At 64.8% G+C, this 17,320-nt stretch carries 11 protein-coding genes and 1 pseudogene; 8 read left to right on the forward strand and 4 right to left on the reverse strand.

Annotated elements, in window-relative coordinates:
* Window positions 1-245 precede the first annotated feature (245 nt).
* Together NMG10_RS04710 and NMG10_RS04715 are read left to right on the forward strand one after the other, a co-directional pair.
* Window positions 246-1,286, forward strand: a complete 1,041-nt coding sequence (locus NMG10_RS04710; RefSeq protein WP_254463888.1) for an ABC transporter substrate-binding protein — start codon at window positions 246-248, stop codon at window positions 1,284-1,286.
* 28 nt (window positions 1,287-1,314) lie between these two features.
* Complete coding sequence (locus NMG10_RS04715; RefSeq protein ID WP_254463889.1) at window positions 1,315-2,220, forward strand: TauD/TfdA family dioxygenase; 906 nt, start codon at window positions 1,315-1,317, stop codon at window positions 2,218-2,220.
* Window positions 2,221-2,337: 117 nt separating this feature from the next.
* Here NMG10_RS04715 and NMG10_RS04720 read toward each other — a convergent pair whose 3' ends face one another.
* A complete protein-coding gene (locus NMG10_RS04720) occupies window positions 2,338-3,243 on the reverse strand; it encodes a LysR family transcriptional regulator (RefSeq protein WP_203648901.1) in 906 nt (301 codons plus the stop codon).
* Window positions 3,244-3,435: 192 nt separating this feature from the next.
* Between NMG10_RS04720 and NMG10_RS04725 the strand changes: the two are divergent.
* From NMG10_RS04725 to NMG10_RS04745, 5 genes and pseudogenes are all read left to right on the forward strand, one after another.
* Window positions 3,436-5,744 (forward strand): annotated as a pseudogene (locus NMG10_RS04725) (TonB-dependent receptor).
* Window positions 5,745-5,761: 17 nt separating this feature from the next.
* A complete protein-coding gene (locus tag NMG10_RS04730) occupies window positions 5,762-7,435 on the forward strand; it encodes an aryl-sulfate sulfotransferase (RefSeq protein ID WP_254463890.1) in 1,674 nt (557 codons plus the stop codon).
* A gap of 326 nt (window positions 7,436-7,761) precedes the next feature.
* Window positions 7,762-9,204, forward strand: a complete 1,443-nt coding sequence (gene gabD / locus NMG10_RS04735; protein WP_028688580.1) for an NADP-dependent succinate-semialdehyde dehydrogenase — start codon at window positions 7,762-7,764, stop codon at window positions 9,202-9,204.
* 183 nt (window positions 9,205-9,387) lie between these two features.
* Window positions 9,388-10,665, forward strand: a complete 1,278-nt coding sequence (gene gabT / locus NMG10_RS04740; RefSeq protein WP_203648896.1) for a 4-aminobutyrate--2-oxoglutarate transaminase — start codon at window positions 9,388-9,390, stop codon at window positions 10,663-10,665.
* Window positions 10,666-10,802: 137 nt separating this feature from the next.
* Window positions 10,803-12,128: a response regulator gene (locus NMG10_RS04745; RefSeq protein ID WP_254463891.1), complete on the forward strand. Its 1,326-nt coding sequence runs from the start codon at window positions 10,803-10,805 to the stop codon at window positions 12,126-12,128.
* Window positions 12,129-12,240: 112 nt separating this feature from the next.
* On the opposite strand, the gene NMG10_RS04750 is transcribed toward NMG10_RS04745, so the two are convergent.
* The 3 genes from NMG10_RS04750 to desA all read right to left on the reverse strand — a co-directional run bounded on the left by NMG10_RS04750 (window position 12,241) and on the right by desA (window position 15,159).
* Entirely contained in the window at window positions 12,241-12,693 is a 453-nt protein-coding gene (locus tag NMG10_RS04750) for a type II toxin-antitoxin system PemK/MazF family toxin (RefSeq protein ID WP_232854813.1), read from the reverse strand.
* Window positions 12,694-12,844: 151 nt separating this feature from the next.
* Window positions 12,845-13,834, reverse strand: a complete 990-nt coding sequence (locus tag NMG10_RS04755) for a sensor domain-containing diguanylate cyclase (RefSeq protein WP_198743396.1) — start codon at window positions 13,832-13,834, stop codon at window positions 12,845-12,847.
* A 140-nt stretch (window positions 13,835-13,974) separates the two neighbouring features.
* Window positions 13,975-15,159 (reverse strand): delta-9 fatty acid desaturase DesA, encoded by a 1,185-nt coding sequence (desA, locus tag NMG10_RS04760; RefSeq protein ID WP_203648880.1) that lies wholly within the window; start codon window positions 15,157-15,159, stop codon window positions 13,975-13,977.
* A gap of 151 nt (window positions 15,160-15,310) precedes the next feature.
* Here desA and dibA point away from each other — a divergent pair, with 151 nt between their 5' ends.
* Window positions 15,311-17,206, forward strand: a complete 1,896-nt coding sequence (dibA, locus tag NMG10_RS04765) for a phosphodiesterase DibA (protein WP_254463892.1) — start codon at window positions 15,311-15,313, stop codon at window positions 17,204-17,206.
* Window positions 17,207-17,320 lie beyond the last annotated feature (114 nt).

The raw sequence follows: 17,320 nt of genomic DNA on the forward strand, positions 1-17,320 counted from the left end.
CACAAGCGAAACTCAAGAGATAAGAGCATGCGCCCGGTGCATGCGAAAGCCCCGTCCCGTTGCGTTTTCCTCATATTTTCCATGCGTTTCCTGCAAGCCAGCCGCAGGCCCGCATGACGCCTGGTTTATGTCTTCTGGTTACTAAAAAATGAAGTTTTGATCTTTGTAGGTTCTAACCGGACCTGCCTAGCTTCTGGCCCATAGCGCCGGCCATCGCCGGTGGCAGCCTGCCAAGGAGCCTTGCCATGAAAACCGCCTTCCGCCATCTGCTCAGCCCGTTGCTCGCCGCCGTGTTGAGCGCCATGCCCGTGGCAGCCCATGCCGCCCAGCCGGATGTGATCCGCATCGCCGTGCCCGACCTCAGCGCCGGCAGCAAGCCCAGCGCCGGCGGCGTGGTGGATGTGCTTCGCGACCAGCAACTGCTGGAGAAAGAGTTCGCCAAGGACGGCATCCGTATCGACTGGCGCTTCTTCAAGGGCGCCGGCCCCGTGGTCAACGAGGCCCTGGCCAACGGCCAGGCGGACTTCGCCTACCTGGGCGACCTGGCCGCGATCATCGGCAAGGCCAACGGCCTCGACACCCGTGTGCTGTCGGCCGGGGTGCGTGGGGTGAAGAGCTACCTCGGCGTGGTGCCGGGCTCGGGCATCCACAGCCTGCAGGACCTCAAGGGCAAGCGCGTAGCGGTGTTCCGCGGCACCGCCAACCAGCTGTCGTTCGCCAGCGCCCTGGCCAGTCAGGGGCTGTCCGAACGTGAGCTGAAAGTCATCAACCTCGATTTCAACGCGGCCAACGCCGCCCTGGCCGCCAAGCAGATCGACGCCACCTGGGGCCTGTCCAGCCTGCTGTCGCTGCGCGAGCGCGGATTGGTCGAGCTGCCGGTCAACTCCCGGGACCTCAAGGGCGCCGGCAGCACCCAGGCGGTGCTGCTCGGTACCGGCGAGTTCATCCGCCAGCACCCCGACCTGGTGCAGCGGGTGGTCAACGCCCAGGAGCAGGCGGTGAAGTGGCTGCGCGACGAACGCAACCGCGAAGCTTATGTGGACCTGGTGGCGAACACCGCCAACTGGCCGAAGGCGATCCTGCGCGACGACCTTGCCCAGGAGAACCTTGCCAACTACTTCGACCCACGCCTGGATGCCGGCTTCGTCGGCCTGCTGCAACAGGGCGTGGACCTGGCCGTCAAGGAGCGCCTGATCCGCCGCGGCTTCCAGGTGGCCGACTGGATCGAACCGCGTTTCATCGATGCCGCCCAGCGCCAGGACCAGGTCGTCCAGGCCGCTCGCTGACCCGACAACAACCCTGAGGAGCACGACCATGAGCAACGCCGCACTGGCCACCGCGCCGCAAACCCTCGAACTCGACATCCACCCCGTTGCCGGGCGCATCGGCGCCGAGATCCGTGGTATCAAGCTGTCCGCCGACCTCGATCCGGCCACCATCGATGCCATCCAGGCGGCGTTGGTGCGCCACAAGGTGATCTTCTTCCGGGCCCAGGAGCACCTGGACGACGTGGGCCAGGAGGCCTTCGCCCAGTTGCTCGGCGAGCCGATCGCCCACCCCACGGTGCCGGTGGTCGATGGCACCAGCTACCTGCTGCAGCTCGATGGCGCCGAGGGGCAGCGGGCCAACTCCTGGCACACCGACGTGACCTTCGTCGACGCCTACCCCAAGGCCTCGATCCTGCGCAGCGTGGTGGCCCCGGCTGCCGGTGGCGACACGGTGTGGGCCAACACCGCCGCGGCTTACCAGGAACTGCCCGAGCCACTGCGCGAACTGGCCGACAAGCTGTGGGCGGTGCACAGCAACGAATACGACTATGCCAGCGTGAAGCCGGATGTCGATCCGGCCAAGCTGGAGCGTTACCGCAAGGTGTTTACCTCGACGGTTTACGAGACCGAGCACCCGGTGGTGCGGGTGCATCCGATCAGCGGCGAGCGGGCGTTGCAGCTGGGGCATTTCGTCAAACGTATCAAGGGTTACCCGCTGGCGGACTCGCAGCATCTGTTCGCGCTGCTGCAGGGGCATGTGACACGCCTGGAAAACACCGTGCGCTGGCGCTGGCAGGCGGGGGACGTGGCGATCTGGGACAACCGCGCGACGCAGCACTATGCGGTGGATGACTACGGTACCCAGCCGCGCATCGTGCGCCGCGTGACCCTGGCTGGCGAGGTGCCGGTGGGGGTGGATGGGCAACTGAGCCGGACCACGCGCAAGGGCTGAGATCGTTGGGGCCGCTTTGCGGCCCTTTCGCGGCACGAGGCCGCTCCTACAGGAGATCTTGTTCCCCTGTAGGAGCGGCCTTGCGCCGCGAAAGGGCTGCGCAGCAGCCCCTATCCGCTACAACTCGGTATCACAGGCCACCAACTGCCTCACCAACCCCTGCGCCAGTGCCGACAACCCATACCCCACCCGGCTCACCACCCCATAACGGGTGTAGAACGCCTCTTCCTGCTCCGGCGCCAGGTCCACCAGCTTGAGGGCCACCAGGCCGTCATAGGGCCGCAGGTTCGCACTGCAGGCGATGCCGATGGTGTCCGAATGCAGCACAACATTGAGCAGCGCATAGCCATGCTCGCACTCCACGCTGGGCAGAAAATCCTGCCGCCCGCTCAGGTCGCTGAGGATCTTGCGGATGTTCGGCGGGCGAAAGGTGGTGGCCAGCGGGTAATCGAACAGGTCCCGCGCCCTGACCTCGTCCAGCTCGGTCAATGGATGCCCCCGGCGGCAGCAGAAGTGCCAGCGCTGTGGCTTGAGCTTGTGCACCTGGTAGTCCGGGTCGGCCTCGAACTGGCGGGTATCGGCGACGAAGAATTCGATCTCCTCGGCGATCAGCCGCCGGTTCAGCGCCTGCCAGTTGTCCACCTGGAAGCAGGTACGCGCCGCCGGGTATTCGGCAACGAACCGCGCCACCGCCCGCGGCACCAGCCCGCCGGCGGGCGCCGGCCCCGAGCCGAAGCGCACCACGCCGGTGGTGGCGCCATTGAACTGGTTGATCTCGTTGACCAGGTTGTGCGCCCCATGCACCAGCCGCCGCGAATGCTCCAGCACCAGCAGGCCCTGGCGGGTCGGCGCCAGCTCCTTGCTGGCGCGGTCGACCAGGCGGCAGCCGACGTTGTGTTCCAGCGTCTGGATGCTGCGGCTGAAGGCCGATTGCGAGAGGTTCACCGCCGCCGCCGCGGCGACGAAGCTGCGGTGCTCGACAAGGGCGATGAAGTGGCGGAGCTGGCGCAGGTCGATATGCATTTTCTACATGGAAACTTTCGGTGGAATGCAATTGCTGGGAAGGGTTGGGAACCTTATAAAGGGAGTCACTTATTCCACAAAATATGAAATACAAATATTTATATTTCCTAAAAGAATATAAGCCAGCCTGACCGCGATTCGGTTCCGCCAACGGAAATGCTCGCCTGGGCCCTTGCCTCAAGGAGCATCTGCATGTCCCGACTTTCCCGTTGGCCCGCGCGCGCCTCGTTGTTCGTCCTACAACCCCTGGCTGCCGGGATGCTGCTGGGCGCCGCCGGCGGCAGCTTCGCCGACGAGCCCAGCCCCGCACCGGCCGTGGAGCAGGAAGCCAAGCTCGGCACCGTCACCGTCAATGCCCGGCGCCGTGAGGAGACCGCCCAGAGCGTGCCCACGCCGATCAGCGTGCTGGGCAGCGAAACCCTGGAGACCCAGCGCATCTACCGCGTGCAGGACCTGCAACAGCTGGTGCCGAGTACCAACGTCGCCTATGTCCACGCCCGACAGTCGAGCATTTCCATTCGCGGCCTGGGCAACAACCCGGCCAGTGATGGCCTGGAAGGCAGCGTCGGCGTGTACCTGGATAACGTCTACCTGGGGCGCCCGGGCATGGCGGTGTTCGACCTGCTCGATGTCGAGCAGCTGGAGGTGCTGCGCGGGCCGCAAGGCACACTGTTCGGCAAGAACACCACCGCCGGGGTGCTCAACATCACCACCCGCAAGCCGACCTTCCACCAGGAAGGCAGCGTGCAGTCGTCACTGGGCGAGGATGGCTACTGGCAGACCCAGGGCAGTTTCTCCGGCCCCCTGAGCGACACCCTCGCCGGGCGCATCAGCGCCTACCACACCGAGGATGACGGCTATGTGAAGAACGTCTACAACGGCCACGACCTCAATGGCGGCAAGCGCCAGGGCTTTCGTACCCAGTTGCTGTTCAAGCCCAGCGAAACCTTCAACCTGCGCTGGATCGGCGAGTACAACGAAGAAGACTCCGATAATGGCATCCTCAGCCTGTACAGCACCGGCCCGACCATCAATGGCGTGAACCGTTATGAAAGCCTGGCTGCGCAGGCCGGCGCCACCCTGGTGTCGGGCAAGGACCGCAAGGTCAACTTCGACGCCGACCAGATGGTCAAGGTGTTCCAGGGCGGCACCTCGGTGGAAGCCAACTGGACCCTGCCCAACGACTTCACCCTCACCTCGATCAGCGCCTACCGCTGGTGGGACTTCACCCCGCGCAACGACGACGGCCTCAACGTGCCGGTGTTCTACAGTGCCGGGGTCTCGGTGCGGGACAAGCAGTACTCGCAAGAAATTCGGCTGGCCTCACCCACCGGCGGCTTCTTCGACTACGTACTGGGCGCGTACTACTTCAAGCAGGACCTGGACAATAAATCGTTCACTTACTACGGGCCGCAGGCCGACGTCTGGAACCTGACCCCGGCCGGCGCCCTGGCCAACGTGAACACCATCGGCAATGGCCATATCGATACCGACAGCTACGCGCTGTTCGCCCAGGGCACCTGGCACCTGACCGAGCGCCTGGACTTCACCGCCGGGGTGCGTGGCACCTACGAGGAGAAAAGCGCCTGGGTTACCCGCGATGCGCCGTCCGGTGGCGCGCCCGTCAGGGCCGGGTGGGCGCCTACGATTCAGGTGACCTCAACCAGTACAGCTTCGCCCCGTCCGGGCTGCTCAGCCTGAGCTACCGCTTCACTGATGACCTGTTGGGTTATGCCAGCCTGTCCCACGGCGAGAAGTCCGGGGGTGTCAATCTGACCGTCGGTGCCGCCCCACGCTTGGGCACCGATTCGCTGCTGGTGGGTACCGAGCGGGCCAACAACGCCGAACTCGGGCTCAAGAGCACCCTGTTCGACAACCGCCTGCAGCTGAACACCAACCTGTTCTGGACCGAAGTGCACGGCTACCAGGCCAACGTCTACGACGAAGCCAACCGTGTGCAGTACCTGGCCAACGCTGGCAGCGTGCGTTCTCGCGGCCTGGAGTTCGAAGCCACGGCCCTGCCGATCCGAGGCCTGACGCTGAACTTCAACGGTTCATGGAACGACGTGCGCTACACCGACTACAAGGATGCGCCGTGCCCGCCCGAGGTGAGCCTGGCCAACCCTGCGGCCACCTGCGACCTCTCCGGTCACCAGGTGGTTGGTGCTTCCAAGTACATCGCCAACCTCAACGGCCAGTACAAGTGGCAGCTCAGCGAACGCATCGAGCCCTACGTCACCGCCAGCTACGCGTTCCGCTCCAAGGCCGTCGGCACCATCGACGATTCCGACTACGGCCAGATCCCCAGCTACGGCATCGTCAACCTGTCCACCGGCGTGCGCCTGGACCAGGGCGACGGCGTGCTCGACCTGTCGCTGTGGGTGAAGAACGCCGGCGACAAGACCTACTTCACCAGCCTGTGGAACTCCGCCAACGGCGGCTATGCCGGCGTGCTGGGCACTCCGCGCACCGTGGGCGCCACCGCCCGTTACGACTTCTGAGCACAAGGAGCTTTGCCATGAATGCCAAGACCCAACCGCACGACCTGCCCGAAGGCGCCTGCCTCACCGCCAAGGTACCCGACCGCGACCAAGCCCTGCTCGGCGACGTGGTGGTCAACCCGTACCGCCTGGCGCCGTTGACCGCGATCATCCGTGACGGCGGGCGCACCCTGAGCGCCGCTCATGTGCGGGTGCTGGGCCGCGGCGAGGGCGGTGTCGATATCGTCTACGACGTGTCCGACCGCTCGCTGTGGACCTACGGCGGCATCCCGGTGTTCGGCCTGTACCCCGACCACGTCAACCAGGTCGAGGTGAGCTACAAGCTCGATGGCGAACGCATCCGCGAGCGTTACGAAATCTACGCCCCGGCGGTGCGCCTGCCGGTGGTGGCGAAGCAGACCGCCGCGCTGCCCGAGGTGGAGCCGGTCAAGGTCGCGCCCGGTTTCGAGCAGCGCCTGTACCTGTTCAACCACCTGCTGGCCGAGATCCCCGGCGGGCGCGCCTTCAAGTGGAACGGCCTGGGCGGCGCCGCCGAGTGGGACTCGGTGGGCAACAACTGGATCGCCGACAGCAACGGTGACGTGCGCTGGTACCTGGACATCGAGCAGATCCATGATTCCAACCACCGCGACGGCCTGGGCGGCACCATGGGCTTCCACCAGACCCGCGACGGCAAGTTGATCTGGGGCCAAGGCCAGACCTACTCCAAGTACGACCTGCTGGGGCGCAAGGTGTGGCAGCGCAACCTGCCGGACAAGTTCGCCGACTTCTCCCACGAGATCCGCGAGACGGTGAACGGCAGCTACCTGCTGCGGGTCGGCACCAGTGACTACCGTCGCCCGGACGGCAAGCGCGTGCGCTCGATCCGCGACCATATCATCGAGGTCAACGAGGCCGGCGACGTGCTGGACTTCTGGGACCTGAACCAGATCCTCGACCCGTACCGCGGCGAGCTGCTGGAAACCCTGGGCAAGGCCGCGATCCAGCTGCCGGACGGTGTGCAGAAACAGGACGACCGGCTGGCCAACGAATTGGCCGAAGGCGACCTGCCGTTCGGCGACACTCCCGGCGTCGGTACCGGGCGCAACTGGGCCCACGTCAATGCCATCGACTACGATGCCGATGACGACAGCATCATCGTTTCAGCACGGCACCAGGGCGTGGTGAAGATCGGCCGCGACAAGCAGGTGAAGTGGATTCTCGCCGCGCCGCAAGGCTGGCCGGCACGTTTGCAGGGCAAAGTTCTCAATCCGGTGGGCGAGGGTTTCGAATGGTCCTGGACCCAGCACACTGCCTGGCTGACCGGGCGCGGCACGCTGACCGTGTTCGACAACGGCTGGGGCCGCGACTTCGGGCCGACGAAACTGAGCGGAAACTACAGCCGGGCGGTGGAGTACCGCATCGACGAGGCCAAGGGCACGGTCGAGCAGGTGTGGCAGTACGGCAAGGAGCGCGGTGACGAGTGGTACAGCCCGATCACCTCGGTGGTGGCGTACCGGGCGGAGACTGATACCCAGTTCATCTACTCGGCTTCGGTGAATTTCCTGACGCCCGAGAAGCTGACGACCAGCGTGCTCAGTGAAGTGCGTCGCGGCACCCAGGAGGTGGCGGTGGAGCTGAAAGTGCACAGTCGCCAGCCGGGCAGCGTGGGCTACCGGGCGCTGGTGATCGATCTCGACAAGGCGTTCTGATCCAATCCTTCCCCCGGCAGGTTATCGACTAACCTGTGCTGGCCTCTTCGCGGGTAAACCCGCTCCCACAGGTTCACCGCCGATCCTGTGGGAGCGGGTTTACCCGCGAATGGGCGACGCGAATTTCGGACAGGGTGTTCAACCATTCGTTCTTTTTTTCGAACAGCCTATTGTCCAACACCCCAACCCCCGCTTAGCATTCCGTTTGAGATTTCAAACGCTCGGCACCCAGGCGTCGAACACCCTGGTGCACGAATTTGTGACGGCCGCCCCCGCTCGGGGGCGCCTTTTCAACAATCAATAATTCGCAGTAAAGGGAAGCCGACATGCAGCTCAAAGACGCTCAGTTGTTCCGCCAGCAGGCCTTCATCAACGGTGAATGGCTGGATGCGGACAGCGGTCAGACCATCAAGGTGACCAACCCGGCCACCGGTGAGGTGATCGGTACCGTGCCGAAGATGGGCGCCGCCGAGACCCGCCGCGCCATCGAGGCCGCCGACAAGGCGCTGCCGGCCTGGCGCGCACTGACTGCCAAGGAGCGTGCTGGCAAGCTGCGTCGCTGGTTCGAGCTGATGATCGAGCACCAGGACGACCTGGCCCGCCTGATGACCACCGAGCAGGGCAAGCCACTGGCTGAAGCCAAGGGCGAGATCGCCTATGCCGCCTCGTTCATCGAGTGGTTCGCCGAGGAAGCCAAGCGCGTGTACGGCGACGTCATCCCTGGCCACCAGCCGGACAAGCGCCTGATCGTCATCAAGCAGCCGATCGGTGTCACCGCCGCCATCACCCCGTGGAACTTCCCGGCCGCGATGATCACCCGTAAAGCCGGCCCGGCCCTGGCCGCCGGTTGCACCATGGTGCTCAAGCCCGCCTCGCAGACCCCGTACTCCGCCCTGGCCCTGGTCGAGCTGGCTACCCGCGCCGGCATCCCGGCCGGTGTGCTGAGCGTGATCACCGGCAGCGCCGGCGAAGTCGGCTCCGAGCTGACCGGCAACTCCCTGGTGCGCAAGCTGTCCTTCACCGGCTCCACCGAAATCGGCCGCCAGCTGATGGAAGAATGCGCCAAGGACATCAAGAAGGTGTCCCTGGAGCTGGGCGGCAACGCGCCGTTCATCGTGTTCGACGACGCCGACCTGGACAAGGCGGTCGAAGGCGCGATCATCTCCAAGTACCGCAACAACGGCCAGACCTGCGTCTGCGCCAACCGCATCTACGTGCAGGACGGTGTCTACGACGCGTTTGCCGAGAAGCTGAAGGCCGCCGTGGCCAAGCTGAAGATCGGCAACGGCCTGGAAGAAGGCACCACCACTGGTCCGCTGATCGACGGCAAGGCTGTCGCCAAGGTCCAGGAGCACATCGAGGACGCCGTCGCCAAGGGCGCCAAGGTGCTGTCCGGTGGCAAGATCATCGAAGGCAACTTCTTCGAGCCGACCATCCTGGTCGACGTGCCGAAAACCGCCGCCGTCGCCAAGGAAGAGACCTTCGGCCCGCTGGCGCCGCTGTTCCGCTTCAAGGACGAGGCCGAAGTCATCGCCATGTCCAACGACACCGAATTCGGCCTGGCCTCGTACTTCTACGCCCGCGACATGAGCCGCGTGTTCCGCGTCGCCGAGGCCCTGGAATACGGCATGGTGGGTATCAACACCGGCCTGATCTCCAATGAAGTGGCGCCGTTCGGCGGCATCAAGGCTTCGGGCCTGGGCCGTGAAGGCTCCAAGTACGGTATCGAGGACTACCTCGAAATCAAATACCTGTGCATCAGCGTCTGATCGCCAGGTAAACGCTTTTACCTCTGCCAGCGGGGCGCGAGAGCGACGTCTCGCTGGCCTTTTTGACATAGCGGTACCTGGTGGCCAGGGCATGTGTGGCAGTCGATCAACGAATACTGTGCACGCCTGCATCCAGCCACCCCCGAATAAAAGCGCCGCAGAACCGGCGCAATTGAGGGCACTATGAGCAAGACCAACGAATCCCTGATGCAACGCCGTGTCGCCGCCGTCCCACGTGGCGTCGGCCAGATCCACCCGATCTTCGTCGATACCGCGAAGAACTCGACGGTGATCGACGTCGAAGGCCGCGAACTGATCGACTTCGCCGGCGGCATCGCGGTACTGAACACCGGCCACCTGCACCCGAAAGTGGTAGCCGCCGTGCAAGAGCAGCTGACCAAGGTCAGCCACACCTGCTTCCAGGTGCTGGCCTACGAGCCCTACGTCGAGCTATGCGAGAAGATCAACAAGCTGGTCCCAGGCAACTTCGACAAGAAGACCCTGCTGGTCACCACCGGCTCCGAAGCCGTTGAAAACGCCGTGAAGATCGCCCGTGCCGCCACCGGCCGTGCCGGCGTGATCGCCTTCACCGGCGGCTACCACGGCCGCACCATGATGACCCTGGGCCTGACCGGCAAGGTTGTGCCGTACTCCGCTGGCATGGGCCTGATGCCAGGCGGCATCTTCCGCGCCCTGTTCCCGAGCGAACTGCACGGTATCAGCGTCGACGACGCCATCGCCTCGGTCGAGCGCATCTTCAAGAACGACGCCGAGCCGCGTGATATCGCCGCGATCATCCTCGAGCCGGTACAAGGCGAAGGCGGCTTCCTGCCAGCGCCGAAAGAGCTGATGCAGCGCCTGCGCGCGCTGTGCGACCAGCACGGCATCCTGCTGATCGCCGACGAAGTGCAGACCGGCGCCGGCCGTACCGGTACCTTCTTCGCCATGGAACAGATGGGCGTCGCGCCTGACCTGACCACCTTCGCCAAGTCGATCGCCGGCGGCTTCCCGCTGGCCGGTGTGTGCGGCAAGGCCGAGTACATGGACGCCATCGCCCCGGGCGGCCTGGGCGGCACCTATGCCGGTTCGCCGATCGCCTGCGCCGCGGCCCTGGCCGTGATCGAAGTGTTCGAGGAAGAGAAACTGCTGGATCGCAGCAAGGCTGTCGGCGAGCGCCTGACCGCCGGCCTGCGTGAAATCCAGAAGAAGCATTCGATCATCGGCGATGTCCGTGGTCTGGGCTCGATGATCGCCGTGGAAGTCTTCGAGAAAGGCACCCACACCCCGAACGCCGCCGCCGTTGCCCAGGTGGTCGCCAAGGCTCGCGACAAGGGCCTGATCCTGCTGTCTTGCGGCACCTACGGCAACGTCCTGCGGATCCTGGTTCCGCTGACCGCCGAAGACGCGCTGCTGGACAAAGGCCTGGCCATCATCGAAGAGTGCTTCGCCGAACTGGCCTGAAAAATGTGACACGCTTCAGAAAAAAACCCGCCTCGGCGGGTTTTTTTTGTGCCGTTGGCCGGCATCAGGCGCTAAGGTTGTACGAGGATTCCGTGGAAGCTGCGATGGATCGCGCGTCATAGCCTGGAGAATAGCCCATGAGCGCTGTCGACCCCGTCCCCCCCTGCGTGCTGATTGCCGAAGGCGATCCCTGGGTGCGCGACATGCTCAGCGAAATGCTGCTCAGCGTGCGCTGCGACGCCCGCCTGCAGGTCTGTGCCGATGGCTCCGAGGCGCTGAGCGCGCTGGCGGCCAAACCCGACCTGATCATCGCCGCCCGTGAACTCTCAGGGTTCGACGGCCTCGATCTGCTGCGCAAGGTGCGCGCCAAGGGCGACAAGCCCGGCTTGCCGTTCATCCTGATGAGTGACCGCACCGATAGCGCCAGTGTGCGCGAGGCGCTGCCGTTGCACCCGACCGCCTACCTGAGCAAGCCACTCGACCTGGATAACCTGCGCAAGCGCCTGGAAAACCTGCTGCTGGCGGTGGGTGAGCAGATCGCCTGCCCGGTACCGCCGTTGCAGCCGGGCGCGCAACTGCCGGCCTACCTGGAACAGCGCCGGGCCAGCGCCGATGGCGGCCCGCTGTTCGCCGATGTGCAATTGGCGGTCAAGCGTGCCCTCAACCCTCACGGCCTCAACCTCAAGGTGCTTGAGGAAGAGGTGCGCAACGACCCGCAGATCACCGGCGTGCTCATCGCCGCCGCCAACAGTGCCGCCCTGCACCGCGAAGCGCCGGTACAGACCCTGCTGCAGGCACTGAACAAGCTTGGCAGCACCCAGAGCATGAACCTCATCCTCGGCCTGACGCTCAAGCGCAGCGCCCGTTTGACCGACCCGCTGCTGGCGCGGCACGCCACCCATTACTGGAACCTGTCGCTGCACACCGCCGAGTACGGCCGCACCCTGGCGCGCATGCTCGAGGTGGACGAAGCACGCTGTTACTGTGCGGGGCTGCTGCACTGCCTGGGTGACCTGGCGGTGCTGCGCACCTTGCAGGAGTGGCGCCTGGCCGGTGGCGAGCTGGACGAGGACCAGGTGGAGCTGTCGCTCAACGAATTCGGCGCGCCGTTCGGCTCGGCGCTGCGCACCCGCTGGCGCCTGCCGCTGGACCTGCGCGAGCTGATCGCCGCGGTGTACCAGCTGGGCGGCGGCGTCTACTCCCGGGAGATCCTGGCGATGAACCTGGCCGGGCAGCTGTCGCGGCTCAAGCCCAGCGAAGGGCTGGAGAAGGTCGCCAGCAGCAAGACGGCGCGCTTGCTCAAGCTTGGGTTGCCGGAGCTGTCGCGGCTGCGCAAGGTGGACCCTGAGGCGCTGGCGCGGGAGGAGGTCGAGCGTCAGGAAGCACAGGCTGCCGAAAGCGAATTGGAGGTCGTGCCAATGGCGAGCGCAGCTGAAGGCGCTGGAGAGGAAAAACAGATTTGAGAGGGCAAAAAACCCAGCATGGGCTGGGTTTTTGCAGGTCCCTCAAGGGGGATAAGACGCAGAGTGCCTCTAAGGGCTACGCGACTCACGATAGGTAAAACGGTGGAATCTGTCAATTTTTGAGCAGACTTCCAGCGTTTATGACTTTCACCATGGCGCGCTGAATCCGCTCGATTAACTCACGGTCCAGAACCTGATCCAGGTACCCTCGGTTCAGGGCGCGCGGTTTGAACAGGCGCTCACGACTTACCTGTGCGACCAGATCCGCTTTGGCCCAGCGCTCTTGCTGCTTGAAGTATGGAAGGTCTTGAATCAGGTCGGCAGGAAGGTGGACATGCCAACCTCGACCAGCCTTGTGCATATCTTTCGTGGTGGACAGTGGCACGACAATGCAGGCGTTCGAATTGATCTTGCTGTTGATCACCACGACAAGGCGGTGCTTGACCATCTCCGGTCGCAATCGGAAGTCAAAGCGGCTTGAGCAGGTACCGCCCTGCTCGAGACGATAATCACCGAAGTTGCATTCCAGCAACTGCCCGATCCTAGGCTCGAATCTGATTGCCATACACCACCCTGGTACAGTTCCAGGGGTTCAGGATGACATCCTCAGATTCTAGAAACGTGGCCGCACAGGCAAAAGAGAAAGTTCGTACCTGGGTCCTGCGCGGTAGAAGAGAGCCTCTGTCAGGCTATTCACCGTTCGGCAGGTAAGAGGATCATCCGCGGACAATCTGGTTTTTGCCCTGACGCTTGGCTCTGTACATCGCCGCATCGGCCCGGGCGAACAGGCTGTCGAGGGTGTCGTCTTCGTCGGTCAGCCCGGTCAGCCCCTGGCTAACCGTCACACCGTAGGTCTGCTGCCCATGGCTGAAGCTCAACCGCTGGATTTCCCGCTGCAGACGCTCGGCAATCTGCTCGGCCACCTGCGCGGTGCAGCCGGGGAACACGGCGGCAAACTCCTCGCCACCGATTCGCCCGAACTGATCGCCACGGCGCAGCACGGCCTTGCCGCTGTCGGCGATGCGCTGTAGTACCTGGTCGCCTTCCTGGTGGCCGTAGGTGTCGTTGATGTGCTTGAAATCGTCGATGTCCAGCAGCAGGAAGGCCATTGGCGTGCCGTCCTCGCGGGCGCTGTCGAAGGCCTGCTGGGCGCACTCGAAGAAGTGTCGGCGGTTGCTGCTCTGGGTGAGCACATCGGTGGTGGCCAGGCGTTGCAACTCGCCTTCGAGCTGTTTCTTTTCGGTGATGTCCTCGGCGATGCCGACGATGATCACCCGCTGGTCGCCCTCGCGCTGCTGGTTGATGTAGCACTTGTCGCTGAGCCAGCGCACCTCGCCGGCGGCATTGAGGATGCGGTACTCGCGGTCCTCGACGGTGCCCTTGACCAGCACCTGGGCCAGGCTGCGCTCGGCGTACTCCAGGTCGTCCGGGTAGATGGCGTCGCGCCATTCGTTGTAGTCGGCCAGTACCAGGCTGGCCGGGCGGCCGAAAATGCGCTCGTAGGCGGGGCTGACGTAGAGCACCTGGCGGGTTTCCCAGTCGAAGGCCCAGAGCACGGCGTTGACGCTGTCGAGCAGCGAGCTGTACAGCTGCTCGCGTTCGCTCAGGCGGGCCACTTCACCTTGGGCATGGAGCAAGGCCAGCAGGGTCTGGGCGGCTTCTGGGCGGGGAGTGCCGGCAGGTGTAGGTGGGAGGTCTTTGGCCATGAGCACGGAACGTTTCTCGACGATGGGCGTGCGGCCACGGTCCGGCCCGCCACGCGGGCGATATGCCGGGTTTGAGTCGGTTTTCGGGGGGGAAGTTCCGGCCGGCACGCCCCGTTGCGGGGCATGCCGATCAACGGTGCTCAGGCGCCGTTGGGGCGCAGCGAGTAAGTCTTGAGCTGGGCGGCGAAGTCACGCAGCGAGTGGATGCCACTGGCCTCGGCCTCGTGCACCCAATCCTTCATTGCGGCGAGCATGTCGTGGCCGTTGGCGCTGGTGCGCGCCCAGATCTGCTGCAGTGCCAGACGCTTTTCGTAGATGGTCTTGAGTGCCTGGCTGTGGGCCAGCATCGACTCGATGCGCACGTGGTGGCGGTCCTGCAGCAGGCTGGTCTCCCGCGAGAGCAGGCGCTTGGCACGGCGGAAACGGTGGCGCACCGAGGCGTCGACCTTGTCCAGCTCCTGCTTGACCAGCGGGCCGATCACCAGCTTGCGGTACTGGGCCATGATCTGGAAGCGGTTGTTGAGGATCGCCATGGCGGTGTCCATGTCCAGCGACGCCTTGCCCTCCACGCGATGGGCGATGGGCGCGACGCGCTGCACCTTGGCCAGGCGCAGCAGGCTCAGCAGGCGGATCCACATCCAGCCCATGTCAAACTCCCAGCGGCGCACCGAGAGCTTCGCTGAGTTGGGGTAGGTGTGGTGGTTGTTGTGCAGTTCCTCGCCGCCAATGATGATGCCCCACGGCACCAGGTTGGTGGCGGCGTCGCGGCATTCGAAGTTGCGGTAGCCCACGGCATGGCCCAGGCCGTTGACCACGCCGGCGGCCCAGAACGGGATCCACATCATCTGGATCGCCCAGATGGTGATGCCGATGGTGCCGAACAGCAGCAGGTCGATCACCGCCATCAGGGCGATGCCGCCGAGCTTGAAGCGGCTGTAGAGGTTGCGCTCGATCCAGTCGTCCGGGCAGTTCTTGCCGTAGATGCGCAGCGTTTCCTCGTTGCGCGCCTCTTCACGGTACAGCTCGGCGCCCTTGCGCAACACGGTGCCCAGGCCCTTGTGCACCGGGCTGTGCGGGTCGTCCGGGGTTTCGCACTTGGCGTGGTGCTTGCGGTGGATGGCGGTCCACTCGCGGGTGTTCTGCGCGGTGGTGAGCCACAGCCAGAAACGGAAGAAATGCTTGAGCCCCGCGTTCAGCTCCAGGGCGCGGTGCGCCGAGTAGCGGTGCAGGTAGATGGTGACGCTGACGATGGTCAAATGGGTCATCAGCAGGGTGACGGCGACCAGTTGCCAGGCCGACAAGTCGAGTAGACCGTAGTACCACATAACGGGAAAGACCCTCGAAAACTCAGGGGGAACAGCGCTCGCATTATCCCCGGGTGGGTAAATAAAACCAGTCGCTCTTTTAGATAGGAGGTCACAGGGTGTTTCAGCCCTTATAATGCCCCTTCCTTTTTCATGGGCTCATCCACCCGACATGTCTGTTTCCGTTCGCGACGCCTTGCGCATGGCCGGGCTCTACGTGGTGTTCTCGATCCTCTGGCTGGCAGCGTCCGAGGGGGTTCTGCACAGCATGACCGAGGACCCGCTGGCACTGACCGTGGGGCGTCAGATCAACGTCGTGGTGTGGGTGCTGCTCAGCGCCCTGCTGATCTTCGTCTCGCGCGCCCGGCTGCTGAACTTCATCGGCATCGGCGCGCGCCTGCGCAGTGAAGACCGCGAGCGCCTGCGCATGGCCGCGGCGGTGTTCGACAGCACCCTGGAGGGTGTGCTGGTGACCGACCGCAATGGCCTGATCGTGCACGTCAACCGGGCCTTCATGCGCATCACCGGTTACCAGCAGGACGAAGTCATCGGCCAGCGCCCGAGCAAGTTCAAGTCCGGTCGGCATGGCGCGCCGTTCTACCAGCAGATCTACGCCGCCCTGGCGGAGCAGGGCGAGTGGAGCGGGGAGATCTGGAACCGCCGTAAAAGCGGGGAGATCTACCCGCAATGGCAGACGATCTGCGCCATTCGCGATGACAGTGGCGCGCTCAGCCATTACGTCGCGGTCTTCAGCGACATCAGCGCGATCAAGCACACCGAGGAAGAACTGGCCTATCTCGTCCATCACGACCCGCTGACCGGCCTGCCCAACCGCCTGCTGTTCAATGACCGCGCCATGCAGGCCATGGCCGCGGCCCAGGCCAACAAGCGCGGCTGTGCCCTGCTGCTGCTCGACCTCGACCATTTCCAGAGCATCAATGACGGCCTCGGCCACACCATCGGCGACCAACTGCTCAAGCTGGTCGGCGAGCGTCTGCGCGAGGTGCTGGGCAGTGGCGTGACCCTGGCCCGGCTGGGCGGCGACGAGTTCGGCGTGCTGGCCGAGAACTGCCAGCAGGTCGGCCAGGCCGGCAAGCTGGCGCAATCGATCATCGAGCGTTTGAAGGAACCGTTCTGCTTCGAAGGCAACCGCCTGTTCATCAGTGTCAGCATCGGCATCAGCCTGTTCCCCAGCGATGCACTGAGCGCCGAGCAGTTGCTGCGCAACGCCGACTCGGCGCTGTTCAAGGCCAAGAGCAACGGCCGCGCCTGTTACGCGCTGTACACCGAGGAGCTCACCGCCCATGCCCAGCAGCGGGTCGAGACCGCCGGCGAGTTGCGCCGTGCCCTGGAGCAGCAGGAGTTGCGGGTGTTCTTCCAGCCGGTACACGACCTGTTCACCGCCCGGATGATCGGCGTCGAGGCGCTGGTGCGTTGGCAGCATCCCCAGCGCGGCCTGGTCCCGCCCGGGGAATTCATCCCCATCGCCGAGCGCACCGGGCTGATCGCCGAGATCGACGCCTGGGTCCTGCACCAGGCCTGTCGGCAGATGGTGCAATGGCAGACCGAGGGGCGACAGCTGGCGTTCGTCGCGGTGAACATTTCCAGCCGCCTGTTCAGCCAGCGTGACCTGTACCGGCAGGTGGCCGATGCATTGCACGACACCGGGCTGGATCCTGCGCTGCTCGAACTCGAAGTGACCGAGAGCGCGGTGATGGAAGACCCTGAAGTCGCTCTGGAGCAGTTGCACCGCCTGCGCGAACTGGGCGTGACATTGGCCATCGATGACTTCGGCACGGGCTATTCGTCATTGCTGCGGCTTAAGCGGATGCCCGTGCAGAAGCTCAAGATCGACCAGGGCTTCGTCGCGGGCCTGCCCCATGACGAGGACGATATCGCCATCGTGCGGGTAATCATCGCCCTGGCCCGGAGCATGGGCATGCAGGTGCACGCCGAAGGGGTCGAGCAGGCGGAGCAGGCGCGGTTCCTGCTGGAACAGCAATGCCAGCTGGGGCAGGGCTACTGGTTCGGGCGGCCGGTGCCGGCGGCGGAGCTGCACTGGGGCTAAGCCTTGTGCATACCGTTGTAGGAGCGGCCTTGCCGAGGCGTCGGACCGGCCGGAAAGGGCTGCGAGGCGGCCCCAGGATTTCAGCGTTGATACAAAAATTGCCGGGGCCGCTTT

This window comes from Pseudomonas sp. DVZ6 (assembly GCF_024259445.1).
Lineage (GTDB): Bacteria > Pseudomonadota > Gammaproteobacteria > Pseudomonadales > Pseudomonadaceae > Aquipseudomonas > Aquipseudomonas peradeniyensis.